The sequence below is a fragment of the Streptomyces sp. NPDC001781 genome (assembly GCF_053596035.1).
The window spans coordinates 57,153-73,426 of record NZ_JBSFFI010000026.1 but is presented as its reverse complement, the minus strand read 5'-3'; the positions used below and the strand labels follow the sequence as shown (position 1 = coordinate 73,426).

Here is a 16,274-nt window from a genome sequence, read left to right as displayed (position 1 = left end):
TCAGCCCGGTGTGACCAGCCGCGCCTCGTACGCGAACACCGCGGCCTGCGTGCGGTCCCGGAGGCCGAGCTTCACCAGGATGCGGCTCACGTGGGTCTTGATGGTGGAGTCGGCCACCACCAGCCGCCCGGCGATCTCGGAGTTCGACAGGCCCTGCGCGATCAGCACCAGCACCTCCGTCTCCCGCTCGGTCAGCTCGCCGTAGGCCGCGTGGGCGGCCGGCATCGGGCGCGGGGCGCCGGAGAGCCGGGAGAACTCGTGGATCAGCCGCTTGGTGACGGTGGGCGCGAGCAGCGCCTCTCCGGACGCCACCACCCGGACGCCGTCGGCGAGTTGGCGTGCGGACGCGTCCTTCAGCAGGAAGCCGGAAGCCCCGGCCCTGAGTGCCTGGTACACGTACTCGTCCAGGTCGAAGGTGGTGAGTACCAGGACCTTCGCCGTGGCGTCCGCCGCGATGATCTCGCGCGTCGCCTCGATGCCGTTCATCTCCGGCATGCGGATGTCCATCAGCACGACGTCCGGGGCGAGCTCGCGCACCCGCTCGACCGCGTCGCGGCCGTTGACCGCCTCGCCGGCGACCTCGATGTCCGGCATCGCGTTCAGCAGGACCGAGAAACCCTCGCGGACCATCATCTGGTCGTCGGCGATCATCACGCGGATCGTCATGCGTCACCCGCGATCGGGGCGGCCGCCGGGACCGGCAGGAACACGGCCACCTCGTAACCGCCCTCGGCCGTCGGGGCCGCCGTCATCTCGCCGCCCAGCATCGCGACGCGCTCCCGCATGCCCGTGATGCCGTGCCCGGCGCCGGGGGAGGGCTTGACCGGACCCGGCGCGGGCGGCGCCGCGTTGACCACGCGCAGGCCCAGACCGCCGAGCACGTACCCGATCTCCACCTTGGCGTCCGCGCCCGGCGCGTGCCGCAGTGTGTTGCTCAGCGCTTCCTGCACGATCCGGTACGCCGACAGCTCCACGCCCTGCGGGAGTTCGCGCACCGCGCCCGTGACCGCCCTGGTGACGTCGAGCCCGGCGTCCCGCACGTTGGCGAGCAGGGCGTCCAGGTCCGCGAGGGTGGGCTGGGGAGCGTCCGGTGCCTCGTAGTCCTGGGCGCGGACCACGCCCAGGACCCGGCGCAGCTCGGTCAGGGCCGCGACCGCGTTCTCCCGGATGGTGGCGAACGCCTTCTCCAGCTCCGGCGGCGGGTTCTCCACCCGGTAGGGGGCGGCCTCCGCCTGGATGGCGACCACCGACATGTGGTGGGCGACCACGTCGTGCAGCTCGCGGGCGATGGTGGAGCGCTCCTCGAGCAGGGTGCGCCGCGAACGCTCGTGCGCGGTGACGGTCTGGTGGACGCTCACCTCCCGCCGGGCCTGCCCGAGGACCTGCCGGACGACGACGGTCAGCAGGAACACGCCGGCGAAGAACAGCAGCGGCCCCAGGTCGGACCCGTAGCCGAAGTCGCTCGGGCCGAACAGGCCGTCGGCGAGAACCCCGTAGGCCGCGGTCAGCAGCCACATCCAGGCGGCCGTGCGGGGGCGGGTGCGCGCCGCGACGACCGTCAGCACGGCCAGGTGTGCCAGGAAGCCGCCCGGCGGGAAGGGGGATTCGCCGGAGGAGCCGGAGGACAGGACGAGGGCGACCGTGTTCGCGGCGAGCGAGACCCAGAACGCCCCCGCCGGACGCACCAGCGTCAGCAGTACCGGAGCCGCGGCCAGCAGCGCGCACAGCAGGGCCGGCATACCCGCGCCGTCCGTGCTCGCCAGCGCGAGGAACGCCGCCGTCCCGGCGAGGACGACGACCGCCGCGTGCGGCGCCCAGGCTCCGTACTCCCTCGTGCGCCCGGAGCCGCGCCGGGTCACGAGGCCGCCCGGTTCGGTGGGTGGCAGCGGGCGGTAGGCGAAGGCGTCGTGGAACAGGTCCCGCCGCAGCCCGCGCAGGGCGTCCGCGGCGAACCGGAACTCCGGGCTGCGCGGCCGCGCGGCCCGGCCCGGTGGTATCGACTGGGAGGGTGTCGTCTCGGTCACGGAGAAGACGTTAGGCGCGGAGCGGGGGTGGGGTCGTCCCCTTCCAGGCGGGTTTCCGAAGGTCCGTCTCAGGGAGGAGGCGGGGCACACCCCCGGGGATTCGCTCCGGAAAACCGGGGCTCCGGAATGCGGACGGTCATGGCCATTTCTTTGTCCGGCTGTAAAAAAGGTTTTACACAGCGAGGTTTCAGGTCGAATTCATTCGACTGAAGGCGTGTGACCTCCTAGGGAAAACCCTCGCTTGCTCCGGCGCTTGATGACATGGCCTAGTCAAGGTGCCATTCTCGCCCCGTACACGCATCCTCCCCACTCCCTTCCCAGGAGGAGTACGAGTGAGACGTCTTCCCCACAGACCCCTTTCCCGCAAGGGAGCCACGGTCGGAGCCGCCCTGCTGTCCACGGCGGCACTCCTCGCCGTGGCCGTCCAGGCGACCCCCGCGGCCGCCCGGCCCGCCACCCCCCACGCCCCGCTGCGCACCGGCGCCCTGGAGGCCAGGCTCAGCCCCGCCCAGCACGCGGCGCTGATCAAGACCGCCAAGCAGGGCACCGACGACACCGCCCGTTCCCTCGGCCTCGGCGCCAAGGAGAAGCTGGTCGTCCGGGACGTCGTCAAGGACAACGACGGCACGGTGCACACCCGTTACGAGCGCACCTACGCCGGGCTGCCGGTCCTCGGCGGCGACCTCGTGGTGCACACCCCGCCCGCCTCCGTGGCCAAGGGCACGGTCAGCACGACCTTCAACTCCAGGCGGGTCATCAAGGTCGCCAGCACCACCCCGACCGTCACCAGGGCCGCCGCGCAGTCCACGGCGCTGAGGGCCGCCAAGGCCCTCAAGGCCGAGAAGCCCGCCGCGGACAGCGCGCGCAAGGTGATCTGGGCGGGCTCCGGCACGCCGACGCTGGCCTGGGAGTCCGTGATCGGCGGCTTCCAGGACGACGGCACGCCGAGCAAGCTGCACGTCATCACCGACGCGAAGACCGGCAAGGAACTGTACCGCTACCAGGCGGTGCAGACCGGCGTCGGCAACACCCAGTACAGCGGCCAGGTCCCGCTGACCACCACGCAGTCGGGCTCGAACTACACGCTCACCGACAACACGCGCGGCGGTCACAAGACGTACAACCTGAACCGCGGCACCTCCGGTACCGGGACGCTGTTCTCCCAGACCAACGACACCTGGGGCAACGGCACCACGTCCAACGCCGCCACGGCGGGCGCGGACGCGGCCTTCGGGGCCCAGGAGACCTGGGACTTCTACAAGAACACGTTCGGCCGCAGCGGCATCAAGAACGACGGCGTCGGCGCCTACTCCCGCGTCCACTACGGGAACGCCTACGTGAACGCGTTCTGGGACGACTCCTGCTTCTGCATGACCTACGGCGACGGCACGGCCAACAACGACCCGCTGACCTCGCTGGACGTCGCCGGTCACGAGATGAGCCACGGCGTCACCTCCAACACCGCCGGCCTGAACTACTCCGGCGAGTCCGGCGGCCTGAACGAGGCCACCTCCGACATCTTCGGCACCGGTGTGGAGTTCTACGCGAACAACACCACCGACCCCGGTGACTACCTCATCGGCGAGAAGATCGACATCAACGGGGACGGCACCCCGCTGCGCTACATGGACAAGCCCAGCAAGGACGGCGGGTCCAAGGACAGCTGGTACTCCGGTATCGGCAGCCTGGACGTGCACTACTCCTCGGGCCCGGCGAACCACATGTTCTACCTGCTCTCCGAGGGCAGCGGCACCAAGGTCATCAACGGCGTCACCTACAACAGCCCGACCTCGGACGGCGTCGCGGTCACCGGCATCGGCCGGGCCAAGGCCCTCCAGATCTGGTACAAGGCGCTGACGACGTACATGACGTCCAGCACCAACTACGCCGCCGCCCGCACCGCCGCCCTGAACGCGGCCACGGCGCTGTACGGCGCCAACTCCGCCGAGTACGCGGGCGTGGGCAACGCCTTCGCCGGGATCGGCGTCGGCAGCCACATCACCCCGCCGGCCAGCGGGGTGACCGTCACCAACCCCGGCAACCAGTCCGCCACCGTGGGCAAGGCGGTCAGTCTCCAGATCCAGGCCAGCAGCACCAACAGCGGCGCCCTGAGCTACAGCGCCACCGGGCTCCCGGCCGGGCTGTCGATCAACGCCTCCACCGGTCTGATATCCGGCACGCCGACCGGCGCGGGCACCTCCAGCACCACGGTCACCGTCACCGACTCCGCGGGCAAGACCGGCACGGCGGCCTTCACCTGGACGGTCAGCGCCACCGGCGGCGGCTGCTCGGCGACCCAGTTGCTCGCCAACCCCGGCTTCGAGTCCGGCAACACCGGCTGGACCGCGAGCACCGGCGTCATCACCACCGACACCGGCCAGGCCAGCCACGGCGGCTCGTACAAGGCATGGCTGAACGGCTACGGCTCGGCGCACACCGACACCCTGGCCCAGTCGGTCGCGATCCCCGCGGGCTGCAAGGCGACCCTGACCTTCTACCTGCACGTGGACTCGGCGGAGACCACCACCAGCGCCCAGTACGACAAGCTGACGCTCACCGCCGGTTCGACCACCCTGGCGACCTACTCCAACCTCAACAAGGCCACGGGGTACGTCCAGAAGACCATCGACCTGTCCTCGCTGGCGGGCTCGACGGTCAGCCTCAAGTTCACCGGAGTCGAGGACTCCTCGCTCCAGACCAGCTTCGTCGTCGACGACACCGCCCTGACGACCGGCTGATCCGCGCCTCCCCGCAACGCAGGGGTCCCGCACACGGGTGTGTGCGGGACCCTTCGCGTTCCCCGTCAGTTCAGCGGGTCCAGCGTGAGGTACGCCTGCTGCGGATCGCCGTCGTGGACGAGCGACTCGTGGTTGCCGACGTCGTCGAAGGCGAAGGCGTACGCCTTGCCGTCGCCCATCTGTGCGTGGATGGCCTTCGCGTACTGGTTGGTGACTCCGTCCTGGTAGAAGCCGGCGTCGGAGCTGTCGGGCTGGCCGGGGTTGCTCAGCAGCGTGGAGCGGTTGTAACCGGCGCACAGGGTGCGGGAGATGGGGCCGCGCACCTGGTCGTTGGGTGCGTCCAGCAGCTTGTGGCAGCCGAAGATGCTGGATGCGTCCGGCTTCTGGAAGCTGGTCACCACCGCGCCGGAGGAGTCGGTGAAGTTCATGACGCCGCCCGAGACCCGCCCGAAGTACTTGGTGCCGGGCTTGTCGGTGAACGGCGTCACGGTCAGGGTCTGCGAGGAGTACTTGGACCAGACCCGGTTGACGTAGTCGTCCATGACGTCGGCGGGCAGCGCGCCGGTCTCCACGCCGTACAGCGGGGACAGGGCGCGCAACACGGTGTCGTCCGAGCGGGTCTGCACCAGGCCCGACCAGCCCGGCCTGCTCCGCAACGAGTCGAGGACGGCCGAGTAGCCGCCCGCCTTCAGGTGGCCGGTGGTGGCGACCTGGCCGTCACCGCGCCTGACGCCGACCGCGTACGGCGCCGAGAACATGTCGACCTGGGTGCTGTTGAGCCAGAGCCCGGCGTCGTTCAGCGTGTACTCGGACCAGCTGAACAGGATGTCCCGGTTCGGGTCCGACGGGTTCTGCACGGCTGGCTGCACCAGGCCGCCGGTGGTGAGCCGGAAGTCCAGCTTGCGGCCGTAGGAGAAGTAGATCCGGCCGGAGAACTTCGGTATCCGGATGGTCGTCGACTGGCCGGGGCCCGGCCCGGCGATGGCCGCGTCCGGCGCCGGGGCCGGCGGGTTGCCGCCCGCGGGCCAGGCGTGGAAGGTGCCGTCCGCGTCGGCCCAGCCCTGCCGCCCGGAGGACAGCTGGGTGCCGAGGTCGTAGAGGAACACCGGCTCGGAGCGGCCCGAGTTGTTGGTGATCTGGAGCGGGATCGTGTCCGGCACCGCGGCACTGGCCTGACCGGCGGTGCCGAACGTCAGTACCGAGCCGACCAGGGCGGCCGTGGCCGTGGCCGACAGTGCGGAACGAGCGATTCGTCGAGTCAACTCTCCACCTCCGTGTGGGGGTTCGGGGCGGCACGGATCTTGGTCCGCACCTTGTTGAGAGCGCTCTCAGAGTGCTTGTGCGTCCCGGACGTGTCAATTGGTCGGACCGAACACGCCGTGTGATCCGGCGGTGCGTCAGAAAGTGCGCCGCAGAAGGGAGTCGAGTGCCATCCAGTGACGCTCCTCGGACGCCGCGTCGTAGGACGAGGTGTCCTTCTGGGTGTAGCCGTGCGGTGCGCCCTCGTAGACCTCGCTGGTGTGGCGTACCCCCGCGGCCGTCAGCGCGTCGTCCAGGCGGCGCATCTGCTCCTCGGGCATCGAGGGGTCCTGGTCGGCGTGTCCGAAGTACAGCTCGGCCGTGATGCGGTCCGCGCCCGCGTGCGGGCTGTCCGGGTCCTCGGTGGCAAGGTCGCCGCCGTGGAACCCGGCGGCCGCCGCCACCTGCTCGGGATGCGTGGCCGCCGCGCGCAGCGCCAGCCGGGCGCCCATGCAGTACCCGGTCACCGCCACCGGCCCGGCCGCGACCAGCGGGGACTCCTCCAGCCAGCCCAGGAACGCGTCCGCGTCCACCTCCGCCTGCCGGGGGGAGAGCGAGTGCACCAGCGGACCGAGCCGCTCCCAGATCGTGGGGTCGGACTCCGGGTCGATGAACTCGGGCAGGTCCAGCACCGGGGCCGTGCCCCGCCGGTAGAACACATTGGGCACCAGCACGGTGTATCCGCCCGCGGCGAGCCGGTCGGCCATGCCCTTGAGCCAGGGCCGCAGGCCGTAGGCGTCCTGGTAGAGCAGGACACCGGGACGGGGCCGTCCGTCGGCGGGGTGGGACAGGTAGGCGTCGGCCTCGCCGTCCCGCGTGGGGACGGTGATGTTCGTTCCCTGTACGTCGGTCATGATCAGCGCACTTCTTCCTCGGTCTACTCGAATCGCGCGGGGTCGCCCGCGCCCACCCGCACGATCTCCGCCTCACCGCTGGAGAAGTCCACGACCGTGGTCGGCTCGGTGCCGCACTCGCCGGAGTCCACCACCGCGTCCACCACGTGATCGAGCCGGTCCTTGATCTCCCAGCCCTGGGTCAGCGGCTCCTCCTCGTCCGGGAGCAGCAGCGTGCTGGAGACCAGCGGCTCGCCGAGCTCGGCCAGCAGCGCCTGGGTCGCCACATGGCCGGGAATGCGGACGCCCACGGTCCGCTTCTTCGGGTGCAGCAGCATGCGCGGCACCTCGCGGGTGGCCGGCAGGATGAAGGTGTAACTGCCGGGCGTCGCCGCCTTCACCGCGCGGAACACGTCGTTGTCGACACGGACGAACTGGCCGAGCTGCGCGAAGTTCTGGCACATCAGCGTGAAGTGGTGCCGGTCGTCCAGCCTGCGGATGGAGCGGATTCGCTCCATGCCCTCCTTGCTGCCCAGTCTGCAGCCCAGCGCGTAGCACGAGTCCGTGGGGTAAGCGATCAGCGACCCCGACCGGACCGCGTCCGCGATCTGCGCCACGGCGCGGGGCTGCGGGTTGTCGGGATGAACGTCGAAGTACTTGGCCATTCACCGAGCTTAAGCCGTTCCCATCCGTCACTCGCGCACCATCGTCCGGCCAGGCGTAGGACGCGGAGACCGGGGCAACCGCACCTCGAGGCACCCGGAGCACTCCCCCCGCTCCGGACCCCGCAGTCTCCGCCGGTGGCCAACTCCCCCCAGGCCACCGGCGGAGCCCACGACCCGGAGGGGCGACCGGTCGTCCCCCTCACCCGTGCCCGCGTTCCGGTCCGGTCGCGGACTTCAGTGCTGGGCCTTCTGCGCGGGCAGGTCGTAGACGTGCCCGGGGGAGATCACCTCGGTGACGGCCCGTCCGAACAGGGTGCTCGGCTCCTGGCCGTCGTGCGAGATGTCGGTGTTCAGCAGCACCACCAGCGAGGTGCGCGCCGAGGGCAGATACACCGTCAGCGACTCGTACCCCGGCAGCGAGCCGTTGTGGCCGACCCAGCCGTGCACGTCGAAGATGCCCAGACCGTAGCCCGCGCCGGGGTAGCCGGTGGGCGGGGTGACCAGGCGCTGGCGCTGGGTGGCGGGGGAGACCATCCGCTCACCGTCCGGGAACCGTCCGGTGGCGACCGTACGGGACCACACCCGCATGTCCTCCAGGTTCGAGATCATCGCACCGGCCGCCCAGCCCCACGACGGGTTCCAGCCGGCCGTCTGCGCGATCTGCCCGTCCGCCGTCTGGTCGGTGTACCCCTGCGCGTGCGGCTTCGGGAACTCGGCGCCCTCGGGGAACGAGGTCTGCTTCAGGCCGGCCGGGGCCAGCACGTGCTGCTGGATGTAGTTCCCGAGCCCCTGCCCGCTCTGCTGCTCCACGACCAGGCCGAGCAGGATGAGGTTGGTGTTGGAGTACTCGAACTTCGTGCCCGGCGCGAACTGCACCGGGTGTTTGAAGGAGTAGCCCAGTAGTTGCTGCGGGGTGAAGGAGCGCCGCGGGTTCGAGGTGAGCGCCTTGAAGAAGTCGGGGTCCTGGGAGTAGTTGAACAGTCCGCTGCGCATGCCGGCGAGCTGGCGCAGCGAGATCTTGTCACCGTTCGGCACGCCGTCGATGTACCGGCCGATCGGATCGTCCAGGCTCACCTTGCCCTGGTCGACGAGCTGCAGCAGCGCGGTGACCGTGAAGGTCTTGGTCTCGCTGCCGATCCGCATGTACAGATCCGGCGACATCAGTCGCTTGCTGCTCTTGTCGGCGACACCGAAGGAGCGGACGTAGCTGCCCTTGTCGGGGGTCCAGATCCCGACCGTGACACCGGGGACGCTCGCCTCGCGCATCACCCGCTGCACGGCGTCGTCGATCCGCCGGTTCACCTCGGGAGTGAGGGCCTGAACGCCGCCGCCCGAGGGGGAGGGGCTCGGGGAGGTCGCCGTCAGCGGCGCCGCCGGGGCGGGGGCTGCGGTGAGCGGGAGGACGAGTGCGCCGAGCGCGGCCGCGGTGGCGAGCCTCCGGCGCGAGCGTGCTGGGGAACGGGGCATGGGCTGACTCCAAGCACGAGAGCCGGAGCTGCGGCGGGGCTGGCGCCCCGGATCTCAGCATAGGAGCGCTTCCCCCACCCCGCCCGTCGGCCGTACGGGTGAGACGCCGGGCCTCAGCGGGGCGATGGCTCCGGGGCCAGGACCAGCACGCTCGCGTCGTCGTCCACGCGGTGGCCGAGGTGGCGCACGTCCTCCCACAGGGCGTCCGGAAGCGCGTCGGTGCCGGTGTCCGCGAGGGCGGCCAGACGTTCGGGCAGGGGGTAGAAGCGGCCGGCGGTGTTCCGCGCCTCCCACAGGCCGTCGGTGGCGATCAGCAGCCGGTCGCCCGGGTCCAGCGCCACCGTGACCCCCTTCGGCGGCTCGACACCGAGGAGGCCGATGCCCAGCGGCGGCCACGGCGCGACCGCCAGCTCCCGCGCCTCTCCCGCGCGCAGCAGTACCGGTGGCGGATGCCCGCAGGACACCACACGTACCGTGCGCGCGTCGGCGGCGAACTCCAGCAGCACCGCCGTGGCGAACAGCTCCGCGTGCCGGACCCCGGAGGAGTCCACCACGAGCCTGCGGTCCATCCGGGCGGCCACCGCCTCCAGCGGCCGCTGGTACAGCGCCGCCTCACGGAACGCGCCCAGCAGCGCCACCACCGTCCGCACCGCGGACAGGCCGTGCCCCTGGACGTCGCCCATCACCGCCCGCACCCCGTGGGGGCCGTCCCGGACGTCGAAGAAGTCCCCGCCCAGCAGCGTCCCGTCCTGCGCGGCCCGGCTGAACCCCACGCACCGCATGCCCCCGACACGCTCCGGCAGCGGAGGCATCACCGCCCGCTGCACCGCCTCGCCGATCTCCCGCTCCGTGTCCAACTGGGCGTCCCGGCGGCTGCGCACGTAGGAGACGAACACGCTCAGCAGGGCCACGAAGGCGATGGTCAGCAGGTCGGTGTCGCCAGGGCGGTCGAGGTGGGTCAGCGGTACCAGCAGCGACACGACCACCAGCGCACCGAGCCCCGCCGTGGCCAGCGGCCCGTACGAGAGCACCGCCAGCGGCGGGATCGCGCCGAGCAGGAAGCCCAGGTCGCTGGCGTGCGGGGTGACGAGGGTGGCCAGCGTGACCGCGATCAGCAGCAGCACCGGGAGCACCCGCACCCAGGGCGGCGGGGGAGCACCCCGCAGCCAGCCGCGCCGCTCCCGCGTTCGGTCCGTCGACCAGCCACGCAGCGATCTCACACGCCCACGCTACGCCGGGCCCGCCCACGCCGCCCGCCCCGTAAAACCCCTGGACGTCCGTGCGGGCGTCCCCCTACTGTTGCGCGAGCACGCCCTGAGACGGACCGGGAAGGAGGCGAGCGTCATGCACATCGACCAGCACGAGCGCTCCTCCCACTCCGTCATCCGGGTGTGCCCCTGACCGGACCGGGAGCGCCTCGACCACAGGCGACACATCCCGGAGGACACCATGACCGCACCGGTCATCCGCACGCTCGACCCGAGCAGTGCCCACCTGTTCCACGACCTGCCCGACCCGCTCGCTCTCGGCGAACGGAACCGCAACACCCGGTACCGGCCCGAATGGCAGCGCGTCGCCCTGCGCGACGGGCGCCCCGTCGCCCGCGCCGCCTGGTGGGCCCGCGCCGGGGACCCCGTCCCGCTGCTGATCAACTGGTTCGACGTGGCCGACGGCGAGGAGGCGGCCGGCGCCGAACTGCTGCGCACCGCCCCCTGGGGCACCCAGGAACTGGAACTCGATCTTCCGCCCGGCTGGCGGGAGGACGCGACTCTGGTCTCCGCCGTCGCCACCCGCACCGCCGCCGCCCGCCTCGCCGGGTACGAGCTCCTCGTGGAGCGCTTCGTCTACCGCTGGACCCCCGACCGGGGCCTGCCCGAACAGCCCGGCCGGCTGGAGTTCGTCCCGGAACCGGACGACGCCGTGTTCCTCGACGTCCTGCGCCGCGTACACTCCGTCACCCTGGACGCCCACGCCCGCCGCGCCATCGAGAAGGGCGGGGTCGAGCTGGCCGCCCAGGAGGAGCTGGACTTCTTCCGGTGGTGCCCGTCGCCGAGGGAGTGGTGGCGTCTCGCCCGCACCCCCGAGGGCGAGATCGCCGGCATCCACGTCCCGGCCCGCAACCCCTCCGGTCCCTGCGTCGGCTTCATCGGCGTCGTCCCCGAGCAGCGCGGCCACGGCTACGCGTACGACCTGCTCGCCGACTGCACCCGCTTCCTCGCCGACCAGGGCGCCGAGTTCATCGCGGCCGCCACCGACCGGGGCAACTTCCCGATGGCGGCCCACTTCACCACGGCCGGCTATCCCGTCGTACGTGAGCGCATGGACTTCTGGGCCGAGGAGGGAGTGGCCCTCTAGGATCTCTCGTTCGGATCAGGCCGGACCCCGCGAGCCCGGCCTGATCCGCCGGGGGCTACGGGAGAGCCCTCAGTCCACCGGTTCGCTGAGCCGCGCCTGTACCGCCGCGAGGATCTCGGTCACCCGGAGTCCGAACGCGGCGTCGCAGGCGTGCCGGCGACCGGTGCGGGCGGCGGCGGACAGCGCGTCCACCGCACGGGCCAGCGCGGGCACCGCGCCCTCCGAGCTCCTCGGCAGCAGCGTCACCCCCGCCTCGCCCCGCAGCTCCACGTCGGCTCCGGCCGCAGAGGGCGGCGCCGACAGACTGAGGGTCAGCGTGCTCGACGCGCCCGTCGCGTGGTCCAGCACCAGGTGCACGGTGTCGGCGGGACCGTGCACCGCCGCGAGCACCTGCCGTACGTCACCCAGTACCGGCAGCAGCACCGACAGCGCGTGCGGGCCCACGTCCCACAGGGCGCCCTTCTCCCGCCGCCAGGGCGACGCCGCGAAGGGGCTGTCGCTGGTGAACACCGCGCCCATCCACTGCGCCCGCGCGGTGAACCAGCCCGCCTCGGCGGCCTGTTCCCCGATCCACGCCTCCGGCTCCTTCTGGAACCGGGTGGTGAAGAACACCACCGACGCCACCTGGGCCCGCTCCGCCGCCTCGGCCACCGCCCGCGCCTCGGCCACGCCCAGCGCCAGCGGCTTGTCCAGCAGCAGATGCCGCCCGGCCCGCGCCGCCCGTACCGCCAATTCGGCCTGTGCCGACGGGGGCAGGGCCATCGCCACCGCGTCCACGTCGGCCAGCAGCCCGTCCACGTCGGCGTAGGCCCGCACCCCGTACTCCCCGGCCAGCGCGGCCGCCGCCTCCGCGCTGCGCCCCCACACCCCGGTGAACTCCACACCGGGGTGGCCGGCCAGCGCCGGTGCGTGTGCGGTGCGCGCCCAGGGGCCCGTTCCCAGCAGTCCGATGCGCATCGAGCGCTCCCTTCTCCCAGCCGTGCTCCACGGCGTCAGGGCACGGCGTCCCTGTCGTCGTGGGTATACGGCTCCACCGGCCGGTCGTCTCCGGCCAGCCAGCGGGCGATCGTCTCCGCGATCGGCTGACCGGTCTCCAGCTCCACGAAACCGAACTGGCCCGACTGATTGCATTCCAGGAACCACCAGGTGCCGCCCGCGTCCTCCGCGAAGTCGAAGGCGCCGTAGGCCAGTTCGGCGGCCCCCAGATAGCGGCGGACCGACACCGCCACCCGAGGGGGTACCTCGGTGGGCAGCCAGGGGGACGCGGACGGGGCGAAGCGGACGTCCACATGGTCGGGGTGGGCGTCCGGATCGACCGGCTTGCGTGCCGCCAGCAGCCGGCCCCCGACCGCCGTCAGCCGGATGTCGGCCCGCTTGGCCACCCGCCGCTGGAGCAGCGTCGGCCCGAAGGCCACCGCGCTGAAGTCGGTGCCCGGTGCCACCCGGCTGGTCGGCACCGCGCGCGGCGGCTCCTGGGGGTGCGCGCCGGAGACCGGCTTCACCACCACGTCCCGGTGCCGCTCGGCGAACTCCCGCGCCGTTTCGGGGAAGGTCGTGATCAGTGTGGCCGGCACCGGCAGCCCGCTGCGCTGGGCGAGCCGCAACTGCCACGGCTTGTGCCGGGCGCGGCGGGCCGCGTCCGGATGGTTCATCCAGCGGGCGTCGCTGCACCGCAGCATCCCGTACAGCGCCTGCGCCGACTCCTGGGTCAGCCAGGCGGACGGCTGGGCGGCGCGGGCGGCGGCGTCGCCCGGCCTGCGCACCCAGATGGAGCGCAGGCCGCTCATCCCGACCACGCGCCCGCCGACGGACAGGTGGCCGCCCAGCACGTCCCCCGCGTACTCGCCGCAGAGAGCCACCCCGTTGGTGAGGTCGGCGGGGTCGAACCGGACGACGGGCACACCCACCCCGCCCAGCCGCAGGACCACCATGTCCGCCGTGACGTCCTCGTCACTCGTCAGGATGAGCACCGTCATCGTCGGGGGCCCGCGCTCAGTCGTCGAAGTGTGTCTTGGAGCCCGCCGTGGAGGTGGTCGTCCCCAGGGTGAGCAGGATCGCCTGATCGGTCGCGGCGATCCGCCCGTCCGGCAGGACGTTCAACTGCAGTGCGGAGTCGTACGCGTACGGAGCGGTGGCATCCAACTGGTCAGCCGACCGCGCGTAGTTGAGCGTGAACGGTTGCATGATCTCTCCCCTGTTTCGTCCTTCACGTCCTTATACGAATCGAACGGGTGGTTGGTTTCCTCACGCTCCGTCACCAGAGCCCGGAGGGAGGCACCGTGAACCGACGGGTCAGCAGGAAGGACGCCGTGCGGGGCGCGGTGGCTGCGTCCCACCGCACATTCATCTGCCCCGAGGGCGCCGGGTGCGACCCTGGTCACCCGGCCAAGGTGGCGCGCGCGGCGGACAGGGCCTGTTCCGCGTAGCCCCGGCCGAACAGCACCGCGTGCACCAGCAGCGGGAAGAGCTGGTGCGCCCCGACCCGGTCGCGCCAGCCGCCGGCGAGGGGGCTCGTCTCCTCGTAGCCGACGAGCATCTGTTCCAGGTGGGGGCAGCCGAAGAGGCGGAGCATCGCCAGGTCGGTCTCCCGGTGACCGCCGTGCGCCGCCGGGTCGATGACGCGGACCTCGCCGTCCGCACCCCACAGGACGTTGCCCTGCCACAGGTCGCCGTGGAGGCGTGCGGGCGGCTCGGCGGGCCCGGCGAGCGCGGGCAGCCGCTCGCACACCGCCTCGATCACCCCGGCCTCGCCCGGCCGGACGGTTCCCGTGTCGACGGCGGACCGCAGGTACGGCAGCACCCGGTGCTCGGCGTACCAGGAGGGCCAGTCGTCCCCCCGGACGTTGCGCATCGGCGCCCGGCCGATGTACGCCTCCTCGGGCCCGTCCGGCGGAGCGGCGCCGAACGCCGGGGCGCCGGAGGCGTGCAGCGCGGCCAGCGCGCGGCCGAACCGCGTCGCCGCCCCGGCGTCCGGGGCACCGGTCGGCACCCGTTCGCTGACCAGGGCCCACTCGTCGTGCCCGAGCACCTTGGGCACCCGCACCGCACGCGCGGCGGCGAGCCAGCGCAGCCCGGCCACCTCGGCGAGCGCCGCTCCGGGACCGTCGCCGCGCTTGACCATCACCGCGGTGCCGTCCTCCAGGGTGACCTCGGCGGGCGAGCCGGTCCCCGCCGGGCCGCCCCGGACCCGGCGCCCGGTCAGCCGGGACGCGGTCCGCACCGGATCTTCGACTCGCTCGATCACGGCCCCAGAGTACGACCCGCAAAAGCCCGGCCACGGCGGGAACTTCGAGTGTTGCTACGACAGATTTCGGCCAATTTTGCCCGGAATGCCGGGCGGTGGCGTCCGTTTCGCATCCCCGGGAGCCGGCCGGGTACCGCAGACGGCCGCCAGGCGGGTGCCAGGCTGGGCCGTTCGGGGGCCGTGACGGCGTGTCGCTGGGACAGACGGGTGGAGTGCTGACCCGGCTGGACGGCCCGGATGGTGCGCGGCGCCGGGCGGTCCGACGGTGGATCATGTCGAGGCCGGGTCATGTCAGCCGATGAGGAATCCGCTGCCCGGCCACGGCGGAAGGACACCGACATGCGCTCTGCCCGCATTCTTCTCGCCACGGCGGCCGCGTCCGCCGCCCTCGCCCTGGCTCCCGGCGCCGCGTTCGCCGGGGACGACGGCGGCCGGGACTCCTCCTCCTACAACAAGCAGCAGGACAGCGGCTCCGGCCGGGACCAGGGCTCCGGGGACAAGGAGTCCGGCGGCCGGGACTCGGGGGGCAGGGACTCCGGCGGCAGGGACTCCGGCCGCGGCTCCTACGACTCCGGCTCCGACAGCGGCGGCCCGCGCGGCGGCATGCACACCGGCGGCGGTGCCCTCGCCGCCGTCAGCAGCGCCGAGCGGAGCTCCGGCGACGACAGCCGCTTCGACCCGGAGAGCTACAAGGACAAGGGCGACGGCGGCGGCAGCGGCGGCAAGGACAGCGGTGGCGGCGGCGGTGGCAAGGGCGACTCCGACGAGCCGCGCGGCGGCATGCACACCGGTGGCGGCGCCCTCGCCGGCTCCGGTGGCGTGACCACGGGCGGCGTCGCCGTCCTCGCCGCCGGTGCCGTCGGCGTCTACGCCCTGCGCCGGAGGAAGGCCGCAGGTTCGGCCTCCTGACCGTCCCCGAACCCCAGGGGCCGTGGCCGCCGTCGGCGCCTCAGCGCGTCGGCGGCCCGCGCCCCACGATCCAGATCCCTGCGCTGCCGTGTCCGAGCGAGGTGGTGTCCGATGGCAGCAGACCCTTCCGGTGACAACGCGGGCCGGGGCGGCCGGCTGACGCTGTGGGGGGTGGCCATCGCCGTCCTGGCGCTCAGCGTCCTCGGCAGCCACCACGGCACGGACGCCGACACCGCACGCACCAGGACCGCGGCGGCGGGCGCGGTCAAGGCGGGGGCCCCGCTGCCCCGCTCGGCGCCGACCCGGCTGCGCATTCCCGAGATCGGCGTGGACGCGCCCTTCACCGTCCTCGTCCTCGCCTCCAACGGCCAGTTGGAGCCCCCGCCCGCGGGCAACACCAACCTCGTCGGCTGGTACGGCAAGGGCGCCTCGCCCGGCGAGAAGGGCACCTCGGTCATCGCCGGCCACGTGGACACGACCACCTCGGCGGCCGTCTTCGCCCGCCTCGACGACCTGGCGCCCGGTGACCGCTTCTCCGTGGAGCGCGCCGACGGCAACACCGCGAACTTCGTCGTGGACAGCGCCGACACCTTCGCCAAGGACGACTTCCCGAACGAGCGGGTGTACGCGAACGCCAAGCGCCCCGAGGTCCGGCTCATCACCTGCGCCGGGGACTACGACCACACGGCCAAGGACTACACGGAGAACCTGGTCGTCTTCGGCCACCTCGTCTGAGGCTC

Annotated in this window: 15 protein-coding genes; 4 read left to right on the top strand and 11 right to left on the bottom strand. The window is 72.5% G+C overall.

Features of this window, described 5'->3' with window-relative positions; translation table 11 throughout:
• Nucleotides 1-666, bottom strand: a complete 666-nt coding sequence (locus tag ACWCV3_RS22535; RefSeq protein ID WP_451226975.1) for a response regulator — start codon at nt 664-666, stop codon at nt 1-3.
• The gene (locus tag ACWCV3_RS22530; protein WP_451226972.1) at nt 663-2,024 is read right to left on the bottom strand and encodes a sensor histidine kinase; all 1,362 of its coding nucleotides are present in this window, start codon (nt 2,022-2,024) and stop codon (nt 663-665) included. The genes ACWCV3_RS22535 and ACWCV3_RS22530 overlap by 4 nt, the downstream gene beginning before the upstream one ends.
• Nucleotides 2,025-2,356: 332 nt before the next feature.
• Here ACWCV3_RS22530 and ACWCV3_RS22525 point away from each other — a divergent pair, with 332 nt between their 5' ends.
• Complete coding sequence (locus ACWCV3_RS22525) at nt 2,357-4,762, top strand: M4 family metallopeptidase (RefSeq protein ID WP_451226969.1); 2,406 nt, start codon at nt 2,357-2,359, stop codon at nt 4,760-4,762.
• A gap of 65 nt (nt 4,763-4,827) precedes the next feature.
• Here the strand turns inward: ACWCV3_RS22525 and ACWCV3_RS22520 are convergent, their stop codons facing one another.
• The 5 genes from ACWCV3_RS22520 to ACWCV3_RS22500 form a co-directional block, all read right to left on the bottom strand.
• Nucleotides 4,828-6,024, bottom strand: coding sequence for a glycoside hydrolase family 64 protein (locus ACWCV3_RS22520; protein ID WP_451226966.1), 1,197 nt, complete (start codon nt 6,022-6,024; stop codon nt 4,828-4,830).
• Nucleotides 6,025-6,159: 135 nt separating this feature from the next.
• Nucleotides 6,160-6,915: a dienelactone hydrolase family protein gene (locus tag ACWCV3_RS22515; RefSeq protein ID WP_451226962.1), complete on the bottom strand. Its 756-nt coding sequence runs from the start codon at nt 6,913-6,915 to the stop codon at nt 6,160-6,162.
• A gap of 23 nt (nt 6,916-6,938) precedes the next feature.
• Nucleotides 6,939-7,559: an L-threonylcarbamoyladenylate synthase gene (locus tag ACWCV3_RS22510; RefSeq protein WP_451226959.1), complete on the bottom strand. Its 621-nt coding sequence runs from the start codon at nt 7,557-7,559 to the stop codon at nt 6,939-6,941.
• 234 nt (nt 7,560-7,793) lie between these two features.
• Nucleotides 7,794-9,026, bottom strand: coding sequence for a serine hydrolase domain-containing protein (locus tag ACWCV3_RS22505; protein WP_451226956.1), 1,233 nt, complete (start codon nt 9,024-9,026; stop codon nt 7,794-7,796).
• Between the two features lie 113 nt (nt 9,027-9,139).
• Nucleotides 9,140-10,246 (bottom strand): PP2C family protein-serine/threonine phosphatase, encoded by a 1,107-nt coding sequence (locus ACWCV3_RS22500; protein ID WP_451226953.1) that lies wholly within the window; start codon nt 10,244-10,246, stop codon nt 9,140-9,142.
• A gap of 229 nt (nt 10,247-10,475) precedes the next feature.
• Here ACWCV3_RS22500 and ACWCV3_RS22495 point away from each other — a divergent pair, with 229 nt between their 5' ends.
• On the top strand, nt 10,476-11,381 hold the full coding sequence (locus tag ACWCV3_RS22495) for a GNAT family N-acetyltransferase (RefSeq protein WP_451226950.1): 906 nt from the start codon (nt 10,476-10,478) through the stop codon (nt 11,379-11,381).
• A gap of 69 nt (nt 11,382-11,450) precedes the next feature.
• On the opposite strand, the gene ACWCV3_RS22490 is transcribed toward ACWCV3_RS22495, so the two are convergent.
• From ACWCV3_RS22490 to ACWCV3_RS22475, 4 genes are all read right to left on the bottom strand, one after another.
• Nucleotides 11,451-12,338, bottom strand: coding sequence for a Gfo/Idh/MocA family protein (locus ACWCV3_RS22490; protein ID WP_451226947.1), 888 nt, complete (start codon nt 12,336-12,338; stop codon nt 11,451-11,453).
• Nucleotides 12,339-12,373: 35 nt separating this feature from the next.
• The gene (gene tgmB, locus ACWCV3_RS22485) at nt 12,374-13,357 is read right to left on the bottom strand and encodes an ATP-grasp ribosomal peptide maturase (protein ID WP_451226944.1); all 984 of its coding nucleotides are present in this window, start codon (nt 13,355-13,357) and stop codon (nt 12,374-12,376) included.
• A gap of 16 nt (nt 13,358-13,373) precedes the next feature.
• On the bottom strand, nt 13,374-13,565 hold the full coding sequence (tgmA, locus tag ACWCV3_RS22480) for a putative ATP-grasp-modified RiPP (RefSeq protein WP_451226941.1): 192 nt from the start codon (nt 13,563-13,565) through the stop codon (nt 13,374-13,376).
• A 193-nt stretch (nt 13,566-13,758) separates the two neighbouring features.
• The gene (locus ACWCV3_RS22475) at nt 13,759-14,625 is read right to left on the bottom strand and encodes a fructosamine kinase family protein (protein ID WP_451226939.1); all 867 of its coding nucleotides are present in this window, start codon (nt 14,623-14,625) and stop codon (nt 13,759-13,761) included.
• A 339-nt stretch (nt 14,626-14,964) separates the two neighbouring features.
• On the opposite strand from ACWCV3_RS22475, the gene ACWCV3_RS22470 reads away from it, so the two are divergent.
• Nucleotides 14,965-15,534 (top strand): hypothetical protein, encoded by a 570-nt coding sequence (locus tag ACWCV3_RS22470; protein ID WP_451226937.1) that lies wholly within the window; start codon nt 14,965-14,967, stop codon nt 15,532-15,534.
• Nucleotides 15,535-15,645: 111 nt separating this feature from the next.
• Entirely contained in the window at nt 15,646-16,269 is a 624-nt protein-coding gene (locus tag ACWCV3_RS22465; protein WP_451226935.1) for a class F sortase, read from the top strand.
• The last annotated feature ends 5 nt before the right edge of the window (nt 16,270-16,274 follow it).

What these genes read in the sequence shown, in the direction of transcription:
- tgmA (WP_451226941.1), bottom strand. Translation starts at nt 13,565, where the DNA reads ATGCAACCGTTCACGCTCAACTACGCGCGGTCGGCTGACCAGTTGGAT.
- ACWCV3_RS22495 (WP_451226950.1), top strand. Translation starts at nt 10,476, where the DNA reads ATGACCGCACCGGTCATCCGCACGCTCGACCCGAGCAGTGCCCACCTG.
- ACWCV3_RS22505 (WP_451226956.1), bottom strand. Translation starts at nt 9,026, where the DNA reads ATGCCCCGTTCCCCAGCACGCTCGCGCCGGAGGCTCGCCACCGCGGCC.
- ACWCV3_RS22465 (WP_451226935.1), top strand. Translation starts at nt 15,646, where the DNA reads ATGGCAGCAGACCCTTCCGGTGACAACGCGGGCCGGGGCGGCCGGCTG.
- ACWCV3_RS22535 (WP_451226975.1), bottom strand. Translation starts at nt 666, where the DNA reads ATGACGATCCGCGTGATGATCGCCGACGACCAGATGATGGTCCGCGAG.
- ACWCV3_RS22490 (WP_451226947.1), bottom strand. Translation starts at nt 12,338, where the DNA reads ATGCGCATCGGACTGCTGGGAACGGGCCCCTGGGCGCGCACCGCACAC.
- tgmB (WP_451226944.1), bottom strand. Translation starts at nt 13,357, where the DNA reads ATGACGGTGCTCATCCTGACGAGTGACGAGGACGTCACGGCGGACATG.
- ACWCV3_RS22510 (WP_451226959.1), bottom strand. Translation starts at nt 7,559, where the DNA reads ATGGCCAAGTACTTCGACGTTCATCCCGACAACCCGCAGCCCCGCGCC.
- ACWCV3_RS22470 (WP_451226937.1), top strand. Translation starts at nt 14,965, where the DNA reads ATGCGCTCTGCCCGCATTCTTCTCGCCACGGCGGCCGCGTCCGCCGCC.
- ACWCV3_RS22515 (WP_451226962.1), bottom strand. Translation starts at nt 6,915, where the DNA reads ATGACCGACGTACAGGGAACGAACATCACCGTCCCCACGCGGGACGGC.